Here is a 17,785-nt window from a genome sequence, read left to right on the forward strand (position 1 = left end):
TTTGCTGTAGAATTAGCGCGGGTGACTTTAATGATTGCCAGAAAGGTGGCGATTGATAAGTTTAATTTGACGGAAGCTTCTTTACCTTTGGATACTTTGGATAGTAATATTATTTGTGCTGATGCTTTGTTTACGGATTGGCAAAAAGCAGACGCAATTATCGGTAATCCTCCATTTTTGGGAGGTAAAAAGTTAAGGACAGAACTAGGAGATGAGTATGCAGAACAAATTTATCAAAAATTTCCTGATGTTCAAGGACAACCTGATTTTTGTGTTTTTTGGTTTAGAAAAGCTGCGGAAAATCTTGGAGAATTAGGAAGAGCCGGTTTAGTTGGTACTAATTCAATATCACAAGTTTCTGGGAGAAAAGCAAGCTTAGATTATGTGGTTAAGCAAGGTGGATTTATACATGAAGCGATTTCAACTCAGCCTTGGTCTGGTGAAGCTAATGTTCATGTTAGTATTGTTAATTGGAGTAAAGAAAGACCAAAAGAATTATTTCTAGATAATTTGTCAGTTAATTTATTATCTACTGCATTGAAATCTGAAATATCAGTAGATAATGCTACAAAATTGAATGTCAATAAAAACTTTTCTTTTGAATCTTGTGGTTTAAGAGGAAAAGGTTTTATTGTCACGAAGAAACAAGTGGATCAATGGATATTAGAAGATCCTAAAAATCAAGAAGTTTTAAAACCGATGATTGATGGTAAAAACTTGATTTATCCTTGGGAAGAACTGGATTGGGTAATTGATTTTCAAGGCATGAATATAGAAGAAGCTACAAATTATCAATCCCCCTTTGAAAGAGTTAGAATAGCCGTTAAACCTGAAAGAGATAAAAATCGTCGCGATTCCAGAAAAAAACATTGGTGGCGATTTGGTGAATATGCACCAAAAATGAGACAAGCTATATCTAAATTATCTTGCTATTTTGCCATCCCCAAAATCGCTAAATATATTGTTTTTTCTCCAGTTGATGTGTCCATACTTCCCTGTGAAGCAAATATGGTGATAGCCTCGGATGATTTCTATATTCTGGGAATTCTCAACTCAAGAATACATCGCCTCTGGGTAAAAGCTCAAAGTTCAACTCTTGAAGACAGAACTCGCTATACTAATACAACCTGTTTTGAAACCTTCCCTTTTCCCCAGACACCTTCACAAGAACTTGTCGAAAAAATCCGTCAAACCGCCGGGGAATTACACGAATACCGCAGCCAACAGATGGAGAAAAAACAATGGGGAATCACCAAACTATATAACCAATTTTTTGACGAACCCAGTAGCCAACTGTATCAACTCCATCAGAAATTAGACAAGCTAGTAATGGAAGCATATCACTTCCAAGCTGACGACGACATCTTAGAGAAACTATTAACCTTAAACCTGGAATTAGCAGAAAAAGAGAAACAAGGAGAAACCGTCATCGGTCCCTGGTCTCCTTACTCTTAGTGAGTAACGCACAGAAAACGGGTTTCTCGGAGAAACCCGTTTTCTACTCATGCAAAAGAGATGTCTATTGAAACAATCTGAATTTCCCTGACTCGGTGCATTGGTTTGGTTGGCTTTTCGGTGGTGATTAGTTCATCAGCTTGAATTTGCAGCGCAGCAGCAACATGAAGTGCATCCATCGCCGCTAAACCGTAAGTGCCAGCAATTTCATGAGCATTCTGTATAATTTTTTCTAAGTCAGTTGCCCAGTAATTAACAGCCAGAAAAAATGTTTCGTAAAATTCTATTTCTTCTTGTTGCTTGTTAAAAGTTGCTTTAGGCAATACTTCTAACTGAACAAATCGACTGGAGGCAAACTCCCGATTTTCATCGTTGAGAATTTGATAGGCTTTGATACTGGCTGATTGGATGCCTTGGAAAGCAGTAATCAGTACGCCAGAGTCTATGTAGGCTTTCCTATGACTCACTGCACCCTCCTCGACGTGCAGCAAGTTCTTGTTCTATTTCATCTTCATTGAGCAGTTGCAATCCAGCTGCGATCGCCCGATGTCGAATTTCCCATAACTTTTTGCTTAATGGTGTTTGGGGAATAAATTTAGCTTCTGGTGTTGTTTGTGACTCAGATTTAAGTATTTGAACAAATTGCCAAACTTTTTGTTGCTTTTCTGGGGTCAATTCTCGCCATTGTTCAAGTAGTTCTTCTTCTTTATCCATAAATACCTCGCTCTTAAATTATGAATTGTTTGATTTTAAGCAATGCTCATTAATATAGCGTTTCCTGTTCGCAAGAGGTACATTATCGATGTTGAAAAGCTTAATTAGCAAAGGTTTAACTGTGCCACACAGGTGTGAGAACCGCTATAAAAACCACTCCAGACACAGAGAACACAGAGTGTGATCGCCATTTTGTCGGCTGCATTAAACTGAAGTAAAGCTAACGATATAATCGGATACGGCCCAAGCTGCATAATTAAGAGCCTGACGAATATCTTCTTCTTCTAACTCTGGATAAGCATCTAAGACTTCCTGAATAGATAACTGACTAGCCAAGAGTTTCAGAACAAATCCTACAGTGATACGCATTCCTCGAATCGTTGGCTGTCCAAGACATATTTGTGGATTAACAGTAATACGGTCTAGCTCTTTAATCACTGTGGAACTCCTGAGATAAACTCCCCCTATATTGTTACATATAGCAATGAATTATGATGGCCTTAACTGTTGTGTTGGCAATGAATTGGCAATTAACCATAATTAATCTAAGGTGCGTTCAATATTGTTAAAATTCTATACACATGACTACCATTCCACGCATACAGCAAGAAAAGTTAATGGGTCTATCCATTGCTGGACAAGGGTTTTCGGCTCTTATAGTATATATGTATGAGGGGAAGTTCAGGTATTTTAGGTGGGAACTGGTTCACCAGGACGCAAACTGGACCATTTACCAGTTTCCCGTAAAAAGCTATCGCAACCCACCACATCCCATTCCATTTCGATATAATCTTCCTTGGTGCGAATGTTAACGTTAATAGAAGGGTTCTTCGCTTCAAAGTCCGGTGTCTCGGTGAGATGACGTTCCTGATGTTGTGTTTCTACGGCATGATAGGTGAGACAGCGATCAACAAAATAGCAGTTAATACAAATACACATAGGTTTAACTCTATAGGTCTTTTCCGCTAATCTAGCTCAGTCTCTCCCCAAATGGGGCCGGTCAAAATTATATTTTTGTAAATTTATCTTCTCGATGTCTTGTCAAAAAAACCTAGATAGTTTAGTTAAAGAAGTTTTTGCGATTAATCGGCAAGAATTGCCAGAAAATGCTTATTTAGTTGGTGGTGCTGTGCGAGACGCTTTATTAAACCGTCAGAAAGACTATATTGACCTAGATTTTGTGGTTCCCGAAAAAGCGATCGAAATTGCTCAAACTATTGCCCATCAGTATAAGGCCGGTTTTGTGGTTTTAGATGCCGTTCGTCAAATTGCTCGCGTCGTTTTTCCGCAGGGGACTCTTGATTTCGCGCAACAGGAGGGAGAATCTCTAGAAATAGACCTAAAAAGACGGGATTTCACCGTTAATGCTCTCGCTTATAATCTCCAAACCCAAGAAATTTTCGATCCTTTAGGGGGATTAAAAGATTTAGGCTGCCAATCTCTGCGGATGATTTCCCGCGAAAATCTCCAAGATGATCCCCTAAGATTATTAAGGGCCTATCGACAAGCGGCTCAATTGGACTTTGAAATCGAACCCCATACCCGTGCAACTATTCGTTCTCTTGCCCCTTTATTGCGCCGTGTAGCCGCCGAAAGGGTACAATCCGAGTTAAACTACCTTTTGCTCAATTCCCGTGGCAATAAATGGCTAAAAAGTGCCTGGGAAGATGGCTTATTATCCCTCTGGTTGCGTCGGATTACCCCCGCAAAAATGGAGCGAGTTATGGGGGTGGAAGCGGCAGCGGGATTTTTAGAATCTTTGTCACCAGAAAAATTTATCTTTTCCCCTTCTCAGTTACAGTTGACAAAATTGGCTCTATTAGTATCGGATGTTTTAGCAGAAGCGGAAAAAGAGTTAATCGAGCTTAAGTATTCCCGTGGGGAAATTCGCACGGTAATCACGGTGATTAAGTGTTTACCTCCCCTCAAGGAGGCAGATAATTTAAGTCTGCGGGAACAGTATTTTATTTATCTAAATACGGGAAAAGTATTTCCTATCTTTGCCCTTTTTGCTTTATCAATGGGGATTAACAAAAATATTGTCGCTTCTCTGTTTACTTCCTATCTCGATCCTGATAATATTATCGCCCATCCCCGACCTTTATTAAGGGGCGATGATTTAATCAACCATTTACACCTGGAACCTAGTCCGATTATCGGTAAGTTATTAACCGAGGTACAAATTGCCCAAATTGAGGGCCAAGTCACAGTTTTTCAGGAAGCGATCGATTTTGCTAAAAAGTTATTATAAGTAGTTGGTTATAATTAAATTAAAAATGGATTTTAGGTTCGATCCCCCCTGCCCCCCTTGATAAGGGGGGTGCCGATCCCCCCTTAATCCCCCCTTAATAAGGGGGGCATCTGACAACTTTTAACGCCTACCTACTTAGCAATTGTTCACAGTTTGGAGAGTTTTGTCTGTTAATCAGAGTTTTAGATTCGGATTGAGTCTCAGGGTTTCGACTTATCCAAAACTCAGATTATCCAAAACTGAGATTTATTTAGTTTTAAGCTGTGAAGATTGGGGAGCGTTTTCTCCTTCTACGACTAAAGATTTCACATGAGAACCTTGAAACTTTTCCATATTGCTCACTCGCCACATAGCTAGGGGAAAAGTAATAGCAAATAAACCAAAAAGTCCCACTAATATCCAGACGATATCGTGCATTTTACGCGAGGAAACCTTTCTAACTTGAGCGTTCATTTTGTCACCTCCTAGGCTTTAAGTTAAAGGTAAATAGGGAAATAGTGGATGCCATGACATGGCCGTGGCGGCAATCATGAGGGCAAAAAACCAAAAGAGAATGGTCTTAGCTTTTATCTGGCGATCTTTCCAAAGATAATGCAGTATCGGCCAACTGACCAACCAGCCAATTAATAACATCGTTTCTTTGCCGGTATAACTGCCGATATTGCCCCACATTTTGCTAGGATTTTTACTGCCAGGTATCCAACTACCCAAATTCCAAAGAAAAGTTTCTACGGTTTTTGAATGGTCTGCATCGGAAAAATGGTGAGCAACCATCATTAAAAAACAGCCAATACCAGCACTAATAATCGCCGCCGCTGCTGGGCCAGAAGTGGCAGGGGAACGTTTGGCACCTTCGGCTAAACCTTGGGGAAATTGTTTTAAAAAAGCCCAGATTTTTCCATACCAAGGACTATCGACGTAACGTTGAGTCATCAGATTTGTTCCTATTTTTTCAGAGTTCGTAAGTGTCTAAAACCGAAAAGTCCCACCGCTAAAAGTCCCCAACCGTATTACCAGCATTAGGGAAACGACCGACGATTTGACTTTGGTTGCTAATGCTGGCCGCCCTCGTATCCGTACCATCGGGGCTAAGTTTACACCCCCTAGGGCGGGAGCGGTGATAGATAACCCGAAAAACGTAGCTAAAACGAGCAAAAGTTTAATTTTGTTCACTTTTGAGGTAAAGTAGCTAAATAAGGGTTTACAGGGCGTGAATTTTGGCAACACCGAGGCCGCTAACGAGTCCACCCATGGCAAAAAACATCATCGCCATCAGGGCAATGCAAGTGACCGTTAACACCGGTCGATTAGCTTTGTCTAGGATTGAGTCGCCGTATTTCCAGAGAATCCAAGTGCAGGCCACGCCTAGGGGTAGGGTAAAAAGGACGCTGAATTCGTGGTATTCCATGAGGACGTATTGACCGAGGGGCGAATTTTCCTTTAGCCATGCCCGCGCACCGCCAAATTCTAAACCGGCCCGATAGCGCATATAGGCTAAATTGCCAGTGGCGATCGCCAAAGAAGCGAGGACGGTGGACCAGAAGGTGAGGGTTCGCATTTGCCGCAAAATTTTGCCAGAACCTCTGAGCAGGGGAAAAGCGAGATGACCAGCGTAAACAATCACGACTAGGGCTAATAGGGAACCAAAACCGTGAATTGTGCCTAGCCATCGCTGCCACGGACTCGGATGCAGCAGGTTGACGAAGGGCAGAAATAAAAATAGGCCCGCCGAGAGGATTCCTAGCCCATAGACGCAAACGGTGGCTATATCTAGGGTTTTCGGAAAATCAATTTTTTCTGATTCTGTGGTATAAGATGACATCGGTTTCTCCTTAACGGTCTAGAGAAGCTAAATGGGATTATTTTTCATTTAGCCCGGAATCTTGTTAGAACAAGTCCAGAGAGCATATTTGTCCAACCATCAGAGTATTTTTGGACTGAAGTTGACAATAAATAGAGTCAAGACTTGAATTTCGCCAATTCAAGTCTGAATTGCATCCCTGTCTGCTCTACAGCGTTTCTCGGATATATGAGGTATGTTTTCGCAACTGAGAATTCTTACTTCGGCAAGGTTTAATTTACAATTCACCTTGACGAGAAACGCTACATCTTTATATAATCCCTGATTCGGGGTGCGATAGTCAAGACATTTTCAAGGAAGATTGTTAATAAAGTTTACGGATATTTTTACCTAGTTCTTCGTTACTTGGTATGGTTTGATCGGGTGGCATAAATCGACTACATCCTTATTAGATGAGCTTACCCTGAGAATCTGGCAAAGAAGGTTAGAAACTCAGTACATCAAAGCTTTTAGCTTAACTAATTAGGTTACCGAGTTAAATACCAAAATTAGGCGTTTTTATCGACAAAATTGTCGAATCGAATTTTAAACAAAAACACGATGCTGTAGGGACGGCATTTGTCGTCGCACCTGTTGCAGACGTTGGGGATTAATTTCGGCAATTGCCACCCCCACTTCTTCCCCCGCGTCGGCTAAAACCACACCCCAAGGATCGATAATCATAGCGTGACCGTGGGTGTAACGGCGTTCGTAATTATTGCCCGTTTGAGCAGGAGCTATTATATAACAAGTATTCTCGATCGCTCGCGCTTGTAACAAAACTTTCCAATGATCTTTCCCTGTAAAAGCTGTAAACGCCGCAGGTACAAATAAAACATCGGCTCCTTGCTGCGATAAATAGCGATAGAGTTCGGGAAAACGCACATCATAGCAAATCGAGAGGCCAATTTTGCCCAAGCTATCGGAGCCATAAATCGGCGGTAAATCGATCCCTGCCATGACTGTACTCGATTCCTGATAGGTGTTACCATCCGGGACATTGACATCAAAGAGATGGACCTTTTGATAACGGGCTAGTTCCGCACCGTTGCCATCGACTAAAATAGCCGTATTATAAGCCTTATCGGGAATACCCGTCACCGGCACGGGAAAACCACCCCCTAAAATGGTCACTTGAAACCGTTGGGCCATGGTGCGGAGGAATTTATCGGCTTTTCGAGCAATAGTCTCGGCCTGGGCGATTTTATCGCTTTCTGCCCCCATAAAGGCGAAATTTTCTGGTAAACCGATTAATTCCGCCCCTTTACCCACGGCAAGTTCGATCAATTCTTCAGCGGCAGCGAGATTTTTCTCTAAATCCGGCTGACTGGTCATTTGAATGGCGGCGGCGAGATAGGATTTCATGGGGGTTGAAGCTCTAGAGTCGGATAATCTCTGTAAAATTAATCATAACCTTCGATTATATCCAATTTCAGATATTTTGTCACCCCATGAGTAAAATTGTTTTCTGTGACTTTGATGGCACTATCACCGCCGTGGAAACTTTTGCGGGTATGCTCAAAGAATTCGCCCCCGATTTATCGGCCCAAATTATGCCCCAAATGTACGCTCGCACTCTCAGTCTGCGCCGGGGTGTCCGTCAACTACTAGAGTCGATACCGAGCCAAAAGTACGCCGATATTATCGCCTATGCCGAAAGCAAGCCAATTCGCCCCGGATTAGCCGAATTCCTCGCTTTTTTACAGGAGCAATCCATCCCTTTTATTATTATCTCCGGTGGTCTCCAAGGCATGATTGAAACGGTCTTAAAACGGGAGGGACTATTAGATAAGGTAACGGCAATTTATGGGGTCAATCTTCATACTCAAGGGGAATATCTGCAAGTTCATTCCGATTGGGAAAATGAGACAGAATTAGTAGCTAAAGCCTTGATTATGGCCAAATATTCGGGAGTAGAAACTATTGCGATCGGTGATTCCGTTACCGATATTACTATGGCTAGAAGGGCCGATCTAGTTTTTGCTAGGGATCGTTTAATCGATTATCTGCAAGCGGAAAATCAACCCTATATTGCTTGGGATAACTTTTTTGAGATTCGTGAATATCTGTTATTGAGAGATTAGGGATTGGCTGTTATAAGTAATGGTTAGGATAGGCAAGAGGCAATGATTTTCGCCGTCTCATTCCCAAGCTCCGCCTGGGAATGATTTTTGAAGGCTCTGCCTTCTGTAAAGATTACTCAGGAGGCAGAGCCTCTCATTAAACATTTCTAGGCAGAGCCTAGAAACGAGAGATTCTAACATCCAAGACCAACCCGTTAAAAGATTTTTTACTCCCCTACTCTCAAGGGTAACAATAATTATAAATTTTTGTAAATTTGTGTTGGTTTACACTTGACAAAATCGGGGGGGGGGGTAGAATCCACTCGTGGATCTGTCTTGTCATTGAGGAACTAACTTAAAATTTAGTGATTGGCAATTTTGGAAAAATCAATCTTTCTCCCTTGCCAATGTCGCTTAATTCGAGATTTTCTCCTTTAAAGGGCATTCAGAACATTTGTTTGTTTATTTGTTTTGAGGAAAGTTTCTGAGTATGAAAACTTCGACTGTGCTTAAAAAACTGTCAATGACTGCTGCGGGATCTGCATCTATTGCTCTTGCAACCATGGGAACAGCGTCAGCATCTGTAATTTTTGATGGGGGTGGTCCAGATCAACAGAATGGAAATGAAATGACGGCGTGGGTACAGGCAGAGGATTTTATTCTTAGTCAGGATATTGGGACAAGGCTAACAGATGTTCATTTCTGGACGCTTGAGGCTCCAGGTGCATGGGATGGAACCCTCGACTACTTTGTATTCGCAAATGCAGGCGGTCAGCCGGCCGGTACCCCCTTTGCTCAAGGCGCAGGGGCTAACGTGGTGAAGACGGCAACTGGCAACCAAGCTTTTGGTCTCGACGAATATGCTTATTCGTTCGATCTTCAGACTCCTCTCGATTTATCGGCAAATACAACATACTGGCTAGGTTTACACCTTTCCAGCAACTTTGACCGGGACGAGATTTATTGGGGTACAACAACTCCAGGTGTTGGTTCAACAGGTCAAGAATCCTTCGGCGGGACTTTCAACAACTGGTCTAATAATGGACAACACCATGCTTTTTACCTAACAGGTCAAAAAGTCCCCGAACCTGCTTCAGTTTTAGGTTTACTCGCCATCGGTGCTTTAGGTGCTGGTTCAGTCTTGAAGCGCAAATTAAAATAAAAAACTGGCAAATCTAGCCTTAAATTTGCAGCGATCGCACTACATTGATAAAGTGCGATCGCTTTTTTTTGGGCATTCCAAATTTTTATTAATCTTTGTTAGAATGACGATCTGGGTAATGGCTTTGAGTTGATTGGAGAACTAACCGAAATAGAGATTATCGCCGTCAACCTCTCTATTCGTGAACTCAGAAGGCTAAAAGCGCAGTTTGGGGGTCGTCGATGGCGAAAGCTAAAAGGAGTCGGCTTAGTTCAATTTCCTAATGGAGAAATCCGCAAAGCTGAACTACACTGATATGAGTCTCATGGTATTGGTCGGCGAAAAATGAAAGTTAAACGAGTTTTGGACTAAATATTTATGCAAACACCAGCATCTAACATTGAATTTGCTATCTGTATTACCGCTGAAGAAGGCGGAGATTTAGAGGTTTGTAAACTTTATCAAGTGTTACCTGATGCTAAAGCGCAAGAGGTGGGATGTTTACGAGTGATTGATGAATCTGGCGAAGATTATTTGTATCCAGAAAATCATTTTGTCATAATAAAACTTCCTGAAACGGTACAAGTCCAGTTATTAGCAGTCCGCCCTTAAATAGCGAGTAAATTATCTGGGCGTTGCTGATAATAAACGACTTAGGCTGCAATACTGACCTTAGAAGTGATCGCCCTCTATAAATATAGCGTGATAGCTTTTTTGGTGTTAGAATAGAGGAAACCATAGTGTTTTGATTGGCTGAGACTTTTTATGCAATCTGATCTTTTCCAGACGACTCAACCTGCTTCAGATGAAGAGATTAAACAAGCGATCGCATCTGCAGCTGAGGAACTGTTAACGCAGCTTAATCCAGATTATCTCATTTGTCAGGAAACATCGGTCATTCGCTTTGCAGATATCCCTCTTTCTGAACAGCAGGCACTAGAGCAAGCGTTAGCAGAACAAGCGCAAGGGAAAATTATCAAATATCGATTTTAACGTAAGATGGCGTATGATATCTGGTTGTCCTTAAGTACTAGAGACTTTTTGAGCAATTTAAAACAAGATGACCCTGAAACTTATCACAAAATCCGCGATCTGTTGCATGATTTATCACTCCAGAGAGAAGATTTTAAAACAGGCGCTCCCGAAAGAATTGAAGTATTTATTGTCAACCATCTAAAAGTTTATTATAGAATAATACATCGCTTAAAAAGTATTGATGTTATTGATGTCATTGACTTGAGAGAATGAAATAACTAGACTATCAAATGGGAAGTTTGTCGCCATTATTTTCAACGCTTGAATTGAGAAAAATTGCTATGAAAGTTCAAACAGATTTGACGATTCCTGAGATTGAGGAAATTAGAAAAGAGGGAGCTAAAGCTCTCGTAGAAAGATTGGGAATTGCTAAAGCGGCCTTCTTTCTAAGAGAAACAGCATCCCAACCTCTAAATTATTTAGAGATTAAAGATCGGTTATTTGGTGAAATGACAGCAACGGATATTTACGATCAAATTAAAGGCGGCTATCACTGAAATGATTGAGGAAATTCGTCAAAAAGTTAGACAAAACCAATTGGAATTTTCTCAACACGCTGTCAATCAAAGTATCCTGCGTCAGATCAGTGTTCAAGAATTACGGGAGGCGATGGAACAAAGCGAAATTATTGAAGATTATCCGGCTGATAAGTATGGTGCAAGCTGTTTACTTTTGGGATTTACTCTAATTAATAGAGCCTTACACATTCATTGTAGCTATCCCTCTCGCCCTTTGCTCAAAATTATTACCCTATATGAACCCGACCCAAATTTATGGATTGATTTTAAATCAAGGAGAACACCAGATGTCAACTAATTCTAGACCAGAAACCTTAATTGAACAAGAAGTTACCTATACCCTTGAAATCAATGGCAATTTTTTTATTATAGAAAATGTCCCCGCTAGAGTCTGTGTAGAAACAGGAGAGCGTTTTTTTGCACCAGAAACTGTCGAACGCTTGCAGGAAATTATCTGGGAAAATAAGCGACCAAAACGGGTAATTGAAACACCAGTATTTGACTTTGCTAGTTAGTTTTTAATAGAAAAATGGCAAATTGAGCAACAATTGAAGTCTTAAATTAGATGCGATCACGCTATATTTGTAGAGGGCGATCGCTTTTTTGGGTTATAATAGTTAAAGACACGATAAATTGATTCAAGTCAAGCCCATGCCACTAACTCTTAATTTAACATCAGAAATCGAACAATATCTCAGCCAAAAAGCGAGGGAGAAAGGTCTTTCTCTAGAAGCTTATGTCCTCAAGCTACTTAAGGATACTATTTTAGAACAAGAAAAACAGACTAAACTGGTTAATTTACTTCAATCTTGGATTGATGAAGAAGATGAACAAGAACAAAAAGAAACCGGTGAATATTTAATCGAAGCACTCGATCAAGATCGTTTATCTGAGCGTCCTTTATTTCCGGCTCACTTAAAGGGAGTAACTTGGTGAATAAGCTGCCCGCAAATTTAAATTACCTGTTGAGATCAGGCAACGGGGGATTGGTGGAGATTTAGCTGCGCGGGGGTCGCGAGATACTGTCCTCCCTACGGGGTTTGGGGAGTAGAAACCCTCAAGGGCCCAGATTGAGTGATAAAATCAGAAATAACGCCCAATTTTAACCGAGGGGTTCCTTTAAAAAATCCCAACTTAGTCAATATCAAAAATGAGATGTACCACCGAGGAGTTCTCCCTATGGATAGCAACCGATTAATCGAAGAATTAAAAAATCCCGACTTTTATCCTCATTCTGTCAAAATTCCCGTTGAAATTATCCAAACCCATGCTTCAATTATCTTCTTGACAGGAGATTATGCCTATAAAATCAAGAAACCAGTTAATTATAATTTTTTGGATTTCTCCACTTTAGAAAAGAGAAAATATTATCTAGAACAGGAACTAGAGTTAAATAAAAAAGTTGCAGCCAATATCTATCTGGAAGTTTTGTCAATTAATGATCAACAGGGTAGCATAAGTTTAAATGGAGAAGGAAAAGCGATCGAATACGTTTTAAAAATGAATCAGTTTCCCCAAGAATGTTTACTGAGTAAAATTTTTGAACGGGGAGAACTAACGGAAAAAGCAATCGAGTCTTTGGCTGAAAAAGTGGCAGAATTTCATCGTCAGGCTGTGACTAATTCCTATATTACTAAATTTGGCAATTTAGAAATTATTAAACAAGCTTTTGATGAAAACTACCAACAAACTGAGAAATATATTAATTTTGTCCAAACCCAAAAACAATACGATGAAACGAAAGCTTATACAGATAAATTCTTCGCAGAACACCAAGATTGGTTAGAGGAAAGACAAATAAAAGGGATGATTCGTGAATGTCATGGAGACCTACATTTAAATAATATCTGTCAGTGGCAGGGAGAAATACAATTATTTGATCGCATAGAATTTAACGAATCTTTTCGCTTCGTTGATGTCATGTATGATATTGCTTTTACAGCGATGGATTTAACCGCTAGAGGGAGAGAAGATTTCGCTAATTTATTTGTCAATACTTATTTAGAACAAACCGCCGACTGGGAGGGGTTAAAAGTCTTGCCTCTCTACCTGACTAGACAAGCATATGTGAGGGCAAAAGTCAATAGTTTTCTGCTTGATGGTGACACTTTTTCCGAGAAAATTAAAGCCAATGCACAGGATTATTATCAATTAGCTTGGCATTACACACAACCGCAGAAACCGAGATTAATTCTGATGTCGGGATTTTCTGCATCGGGTAAAAGTACCATAGGGAAAGTAATTGCTAAAAATCTTAATGCTATTCAGATTCGTTCCGATGCAGTTCGCAAACATTTGGCTGGAATTGAATTAAATCAAAGAGGAAGTCTAGATATATATAGTCTCGAAATGAGTCAAAAAACCTTCGCTAGACTGGCGGAATTAGCCCGAATTTTAATAACTTTAGGTTATCCAGTTATTCTCGATGCACGCTACGATAAATATGCGTGGCGAGAACCTTTATTAACCTATGCCCAAAATTTACAGATTCCTTTTCATATTGTCCATTGTCACGCACCTATAGAAGTTTTAAAACAACGGATTGCCGCTAGAAAATGCGATATTTCTGATGCTACTATCGAGGTTTTAAATGCCCAAATTGAGAAAACAGAACCTTTTAATGAAAAAGAACAACCCTATCTAATTTCCCTAGACACTACTAATCCCGATTGGCTAGAATTTTTAGAGAGTCAATTAGGTAAATAGGTTGAGATGAATCACCGATATAGCCATTCTTAGGATTAAGTTATCTTGTATAAAGTAGCAAAAAGGAGAAGTGATGGAAACTGTAGTGTTAAATCTAGAGACAGTTAATTTGACTGATGAACAATTTTATCATCTCTGTCAGGCTAATCAAACATGGAATTTAGAACGTAATCAGAAAGGAGAATTATTAATTATGCCTCCCGTGGGTGGAAATAGTGGTAATCGAGAAGCTGAGTTAATTGCTGATGTAACGATTTGGAATCGTCAAAGTAATTCTGGTAAAGTCTTTAGTTCTTCGACAATTTTTCGTTTACCAAAGGGAGGATATCGTTCTCCTGATGTTGCTTGGATAAAACGGGAGAGATGGGAAGCTTTGAGCGCAGAAGAGCGAGAAAAGTTCCCACCTTTATGTCCCGATTTTGTGATTGAATTACGTTCTCGTACTGATTCCTTAACCTCTTTACGGGAAAAGATGCGCGAATATTTAGCCAGTGGTTTACGTTTGGGTTGGTTGATTAATCCGCAACAGCAGCAGGTGGAAATCTACCGACTAAATAGCAGTGTGGAAATTATTAATTTACCTGCGATTTTATCCGGGGAAGATGTCTTACCTGGGTTGGTTTTGCATTTAACGTAGGAAGGATTGAGTACCCAGACAGAATTAATTACACATATTTTTCCCTGAACTGATAAGTGATACAATAGTTCTGTCGTTCTCTAAAACCAGAGACTTCTTACCTCACGATTAAGATAAATGCTATGAGTTATCTTGTATAAAGTAGCAAAAAGGAGAAGCGATTATGGAAGCTGTAGTGTTAAATCTAGAGACAGTTAATCTGACCGATGAACAATTTTATCATCTCTGTCAGGACAATCAAACATGGAATTTAGAACGTAATCAGAAAGGAGAATTATTAATTATGCCTCCCGTGGGTGGAAATACTGGTAAACAGGAAGCTAATTTGATTGTTAAAGTTGGGGTATGGAACGAGCAAACTCAACTTGGTGAGGTGTTTAGTTCTTCGACAATTTTTCGTTTACCAAAGGGAGGATATCGTTCTCCTGATGTTGCTTGGATAAAACGGGAGAGATGGGAAGCTTTGAGCGCAGAAGAGCGAGAAAAGTTCCCACCTTTATGTCCCGATTTTGTGATTGAATTACGTTCTCGTACTGATTCCTTAACCTCTTTACGGGAAAAGATGCGCGAATATTTAGCCAGTGGTTTACGTTTGGGTTGGTTGATTAATCCGCAACAGCAGCAGGTGGAAATCTACCGACTAAATAGCGGTGTGGAAATTATTAATTTACCTGCTATTTTATCTGGGGAAGATGTCTTACCTGGGTTTGTTTTGCATTTAACTTAGCAAGGATGACAGGGAATAATACTAAATCCAGTTATTAAAAACTGATTATTTATTCTCCGTTTTGCATGAGTGCATGAGTAGAAAACGGGTTTCTCCGAGAAACCCGTTTTCTGTGCGGTATAACAAAGGGAATGACACCGAGTTAGTATCTCTCTATTTTGTCAAAACAGTTCTGGAAAAGCGATCGATTGTCAGCCCGGAGGTGTATAATCTCTCAAAGGCCAGCATCAAGCTACAAAGTTCTCAATATTGCCCAAAAAAAACATCAGGATTTCAGGAACAGATGCTCTGGCTACTTCTTCAAAGAAAGAGGAAACTCTCAGCCATAACATTGATATTTGTCAATAATGTCCCCTAAAATTTTCAATCATCACTTTACTCCTCTTAAATCCCTCTCTCTGGGATTATTTCTTCTACAAGCTTTCACTCCCCTTACCCTAGCAGCCCCCCCGCGAGAACCGGATCAAAGCGTCGGCTGTGATATTCTGGTGGTGGGTGGTGGTTTAGCCGGTGCCGGCGCAGCCTACGAAGCTTTATTATTAGGAAAAACCGTCTGTTTAACCGAGATTACCGACTGGGTGGGGGGACAGATATCTTCTCAGGGAACCTCCGCATTAGATGAAAGACGGACACAAAGAGAAAAATTATTTTTCCCGAAAGGTTATCTAGAATTTAGGGAAAGAATTAGAAAGCATTACGGGAAACGCAACCCCGGAGAATGTTGGGTAAGCGGGTCTTGTTTTTTGCCTTTTGATGGACATAAATTATTATTTCAACAGTTAGAAGACGCTGCCAAAAAAGGCAAAGGAACTCTGAAATGGTTTCCCTCCACGGTAGTCAAAGAATTAAATATTGAAACTTTACCCAATCGCGGTACTGGTCAACAGATTACCAGTGTAATTGCTATTCAACATAGTCCCGCAAAAGGTACTCCTCCCCTAAATACCGAGTTTTTATCGCAAAAAATGGAGGATATCTATCGCTACGAAAATTCTCCCCGTTTTGATAAGAAAATCCTCCGTTTTGTCCCCAAATCCTCCCAACCGAATCAATTAGCAGATTGGTATGTGATTGAAGCGACCGAAACTGGAGAAATCATCGGATTATCAGATATTCCCTACCGTTTAGGGGTCGATAAGCGCAGTTATCTCGAACCTTCTTCCTCTAGCGTCACTGGCGACCCCTACTGTACCCAAGGCTTTACCTATACCTTCGCCATGGAGGAAACAGAAAAACCACAAACCCACGAGAAACCCGTTTATTATGAACGCTATGCCCCCTATTTTAGCTATGAATTGCCGCGATTAGCCGATTTTGACCTAGTTTTCACCTATCGTCGTATCTGGAGTCCACAACTGGGTAAAGAGAAAACCTTTGGGGGAATTACTTTTACCGAACCCGTCCCGGGGGATATTTCCATGCAGAATTGGACCTGGGGAAATGATTATCGTCCGGGGACTGCTAAGGATAACTTTATCTACACCCGTGAACAGTTGCAAGAGTTAGGACAGTTATCTCCGGGGGGATGGATGGGAGGATTACGCACCGAAACCCTCGCGAGGGGCGAAGAACACGCCATTTCCTACTATTATTGGTTAGTAGAAGGAACCACCGATTCCCAGTTAGGGGACGGGGTAAAAATTCCCCATTTGAATAACCGTTATCTCTCCGGTTTTGATTCTCCCATGGGAACTGCCCACGGTTTGTCAAAATATCCCTATATTCGGGAAGCAAGACGGATTATCGGTCGTCCTTCCCTGACTTTCCCCGCTGGTTTTACCGTCACAGAAATCGATATTTCCCGACAAAATTTTCAAAGCGATTTCTATCGTCAAAATCTTTCCCCGGCAGAATATCGGCGCTTAATTGCCACCTTGGCAGGATTAGAGGGATTTTCCGTACTTGATGGCACATTATCCCCCGATAAGGCCGTTAAACGCAAGCGATCGACTATTTACCCCGATTCCGTCGGTATCGGTCACTATGCGATTGATTTTCATCCCTGCATGACGGAACATCCCCCCGAAAAACCGGGCAATACAGAAAAAGCAGGAGAAAGACAGGGACAAGGGCAAGCTTACCCCTTCGAGATACCTTTAAGGGCTATAATTCCCCAAAAAATCGATAATTTACTGATAGCGGGGAAAAGTATCGCCCTTAGTCATATTGCCGCGGCCGCCTATCGTGTCCATTCCTTCGAGTGGTCCTCTGGGGTAGCTGCTGGCATCACGGCAGTGTATGCTTTAAATAATAATGTACTGCCCTATCAATTAGTAGAAAGTGATTTTCTCATCGGCAATAAACAATTGCGAGAATTACGGCAAAAAATCGACGCTAGTGGTAATCCAACTATGTTCCCCGATGCCTCAATTTTCCAGTCGATGGATAATTGGTATTAATTAGGGTTTACTGAAAAAGTTTGTTGGTGGGGTTAGGAGTCAGTAGTCAGTAGTCAGCTTTTATTTATTCTCCCCTTTCCCTTCTCCCCACTCTCCTATACATTTTATACTAAATCCAGTTATTAAAGACTGATTATCTATTCCTCCTATTGCCTTTTGCATGAGTAGAAAACGGGTTTCTCGGAGAAACCCGTTTTCTGTGCGTTACTCAACGGATTTAGTATTAAACAGGATTTAGTATTACAAAAGGTCTAATAGAAAAAAACCCCATCTTTCTTCAAGATAGGGTCAGGTAAAAA

Annotated in this window: 24 protein-coding genes; 16 read left to right on the forward strand and 8 right to left on the reverse strand. The window is 40.8% G+C overall.

Going from position 1 to position 17,785, the window contains the following annotated elements; translation table 11 throughout:
* Positions 1–1,455 (forward strand): class I SAM-dependent DNA methyltransferase (locus tag H6F92_RS09435; RefSeq protein WP_338420906.1); only part of this gene is annotated, 1,455 nt, incomplete at its 5' end.
* Positions 1,456–1,502: 47 nt separating this feature from the next.
* On the opposite strand, the gene H6F92_RS09440 is transcribed toward H6F92_RS09435, so the two are convergent.
* From H6F92_RS09440 to H6F92_RS09455, 4 genes are all read right to left on the reverse strand, one after another.
* Entirely contained in the window at positions 1,503–1,922 is a 420-nt protein-coding gene (locus H6F92_RS09440) for a type II toxin-antitoxin system VapC family toxin (protein ID WP_110543416.1), read from the reverse strand.
* Positions 1,912–2,169, reverse strand: a complete 258-nt coding sequence (locus tag H6F92_RS09445; RefSeq protein WP_002739553.1) for a hypothetical protein — start codon at positions 2,167–2,169, stop codon at positions 1,912–1,914. The genes H6F92_RS09440 and H6F92_RS09445 overlap by 11 nt, the downstream gene beginning before the upstream one ends.
* Before the next feature lie 204 nt (positions 2,170–2,373).
* A complete protein-coding gene (locus H6F92_RS09450) occupies positions 2,374–2,607 on the reverse strand; it encodes a DUF433 domain-containing protein (protein WP_190357652.1) in 234 nt (77 codons plus the stop codon).
* Between the two features lie 252 nt (positions 2,608–2,859).
* On the reverse strand, positions 2,860–3,108 hold the full coding sequence (locus H6F92_RS09455) for a Ycf34 family protein (protein WP_002755241.1): 249 nt from the start codon (positions 3,106–3,108) through the stop codon (positions 2,860–2,862).
* 94 nt (positions 3,109–3,202) lie between these two features.
* On the opposite strand from H6F92_RS09455, the gene H6F92_RS09460 reads away from it, so the two are divergent.
* The gene (locus tag H6F92_RS09460) at positions 3,203–4,420 is read left to right on the forward strand and encodes a CCA tRNA nucleotidyltransferase (protein ID WP_190357653.1); all 1,218 of its coding nucleotides are present in this window, start codon (positions 3,203–3,205) and stop codon (positions 4,418–4,420) included.
* A 246-nt stretch (positions 4,421–4,666) separates the two neighbouring features.
* Here the strand turns inward: H6F92_RS09460 and H6F92_RS09465 are convergent, their stop codons facing one another.
* The 4 genes from H6F92_RS09465 to H6F92_RS09480 form a co-directional block, all read right to left on the reverse strand.
* Positions 4,667–4,873 carry a hypothetical protein gene (locus H6F92_RS09465; RefSeq protein WP_002779193.1) on the reverse strand — a complete coding sequence of 69 codons (207 nt, stop codon included), beginning with the start codon at positions 4,871–4,873 and terminating at the stop codon, positions 4,667–4,669.
* Between the two features lie 18 nt (positions 4,874–4,891).
* Positions 4,892–5,353, reverse strand: coding sequence for a hypothetical protein (locus H6F92_RS09470; RefSeq protein ID WP_002732132.1), 462 nt, complete (start codon positions 5,351–5,353; stop codon positions 4,892–4,894).
* Between the two features lie 268 nt (positions 5,354–5,621).
* Positions 5,622–6,242 carry a hypothetical protein gene (locus tag H6F92_RS09475; protein ID WP_190357654.1) on the reverse strand — a complete coding sequence of 207 codons (621 nt, stop codon included), beginning with the start codon at positions 6,240–6,242 and terminating at the stop codon, positions 5,622–5,624.
* 564 nt (positions 6,243–6,806) lie between these two features.
* Entirely contained in the window at positions 6,807–7,625 is an 819-nt protein-coding gene (locus tag H6F92_RS09480; RefSeq protein WP_190357655.1) for a carbon-nitrogen hydrolase family protein, read from the reverse strand.
* Between the two features lie 86 nt (positions 7,626–7,711).
* Between H6F92_RS09480 and H6F92_RS09485 the strand changes: the two genes are divergently transcribed.
* The 14 genes from H6F92_RS09485 (at position 7,712) to H6F92_RS09545 (ending at position 17,486) form a co-directional block, all read left to right on the forward strand.
* The gene (locus H6F92_RS09485) at positions 7,712–8,344 is read left to right on the forward strand and encodes an HAD-IB family phosphatase (protein ID WP_190357656.1); all 633 of its coding nucleotides are present in this window, start codon (positions 7,712–7,714) and stop codon (positions 8,342–8,344) included.
* Between the two features lie 469 nt (positions 8,345–8,813).
* A complete protein-coding gene (locus H6F92_RS09490; RefSeq protein ID WP_190357657.1) occupies positions 8,814–9,485 on the forward strand; it encodes a choice-of-anchor R domain-containing protein in 672 nt (223 codons plus the stop codon).
* 111 nt (positions 9,486–9,596) lie between these two features.
* Positions 9,597–9,779 (forward strand): hypothetical protein, encoded by a 183-nt coding sequence (locus tag H6F92_RS25890; RefSeq protein WP_242030074.1) that lies wholly within the window; start codon positions 9,597–9,599, stop codon positions 9,777–9,779.
* A gap of 63 nt (positions 9,780–9,842) precedes the next feature.
* Entirely contained in the window at positions 9,843–10,076 is a 234-nt protein-coding gene (locus H6F92_RS09495; RefSeq protein WP_002745620.1) for a hypothetical protein, read from the forward strand.
* A 153-nt stretch (positions 10,077–10,229) separates the two neighbouring features.
* Positions 10,230–10,457 carry a hypothetical protein gene (locus tag H6F92_RS09500; RefSeq protein ID WP_147070616.1) on the forward strand — a complete coding sequence of 76 codons (228 nt, stop codon included), beginning with the start codon at positions 10,230–10,232 and terminating at the stop codon, positions 10,455–10,457.
* Between the two features lie 6 nt (positions 10,458–10,463).
* On the forward strand, positions 10,464–10,712 hold the full coding sequence (locus H6F92_RS09505; RefSeq protein WP_190357658.1) for a hypothetical protein: 249 nt from the start codon (positions 10,464–10,466) through the stop codon (positions 10,710–10,712).
* Positions 10,713–10,780: 68 nt separating this feature from the next.
* Complete coding sequence (locus H6F92_RS09510; protein ID WP_190357659.1) at positions 10,781–10,996, forward strand: hypothetical protein; 216 nt, start codon at positions 10,781–10,783, stop codon at positions 10,994–10,996.
* A gap of 1 nt (position 10,997) precedes the next feature.
* Positions 10,998–11,315, forward strand: a complete 318-nt coding sequence (locus H6F92_RS09515) for a DUF4258 domain-containing protein (protein ID WP_002755280.1) — start codon at positions 10,998–11,000, stop codon at positions 11,313–11,315.
* A complete protein-coding gene (locus H6F92_RS09520; protein ID WP_159293795.1) occupies positions 11,254–11,532 on the forward strand; it encodes a YgiT-type zinc finger protein in 279 nt (92 codons plus the stop codon). The genes H6F92_RS09515 and H6F92_RS09520 overlap by 62 nt, the downstream gene beginning before the upstream one ends.
* Positions 11,533–11,668: 136 nt before the next feature.
* Positions 11,669–11,953 (forward strand): hypothetical protein, encoded by a 285-nt coding sequence (locus tag H6F92_RS09525; RefSeq protein WP_012267525.1) that lies wholly within the window; start codon positions 11,669–11,671, stop codon positions 11,951–11,953.
* 243 nt (positions 11,954–12,196) lie between these two features.
* Positions 12,197–13,723, forward strand: coding sequence for a bifunctional aminoglycoside phosphotransferase/ATP-binding protein (locus H6F92_RS09530; protein ID WP_190357660.1), 1,527 nt, complete (start codon positions 12,197–12,199; stop codon positions 13,721–13,723).
* Between the two features lie 73 nt (positions 13,724–13,796).
* Entirely contained in the window at positions 13,797–14,360 is a 564-nt protein-coding gene (locus H6F92_RS09535) for a Uma2 family endonuclease (protein WP_190357661.1), read from the forward strand.
* Positions 14,361–14,523: 163 nt separating this feature from the next.
* Positions 14,524–15,087, forward strand: coding sequence for a Uma2 family endonuclease (locus H6F92_RS09540; protein ID WP_190357662.1), 564 nt, complete (start codon positions 14,524–14,526; stop codon positions 15,085–15,087).
* 347 nt (positions 15,088–15,434) lie between these two features.
* Positions 15,435–17,486 carry an FAD-dependent oxidoreductase gene (locus tag H6F92_RS09545; RefSeq protein ID WP_190357663.1) on the forward strand — a complete coding sequence of 684 codons (2,052 nt, stop codon included), beginning with the start codon at positions 15,435–15,437 and terminating at the stop codon, positions 17,484–17,486.
* Positions 17,487–17,785 lie beyond the last annotated feature (299 nt).

Source organism: Microcystis wesenbergii FACHB-1317 (genome assembly GCF_014696875.1).
Taxonomy (GTDB): domain Bacteria; phylum Cyanobacteriota; class Cyanobacteriia; order Cyanobacteriales; family Microcystaceae; genus Microcystis; species Microcystis wesenbergii_A.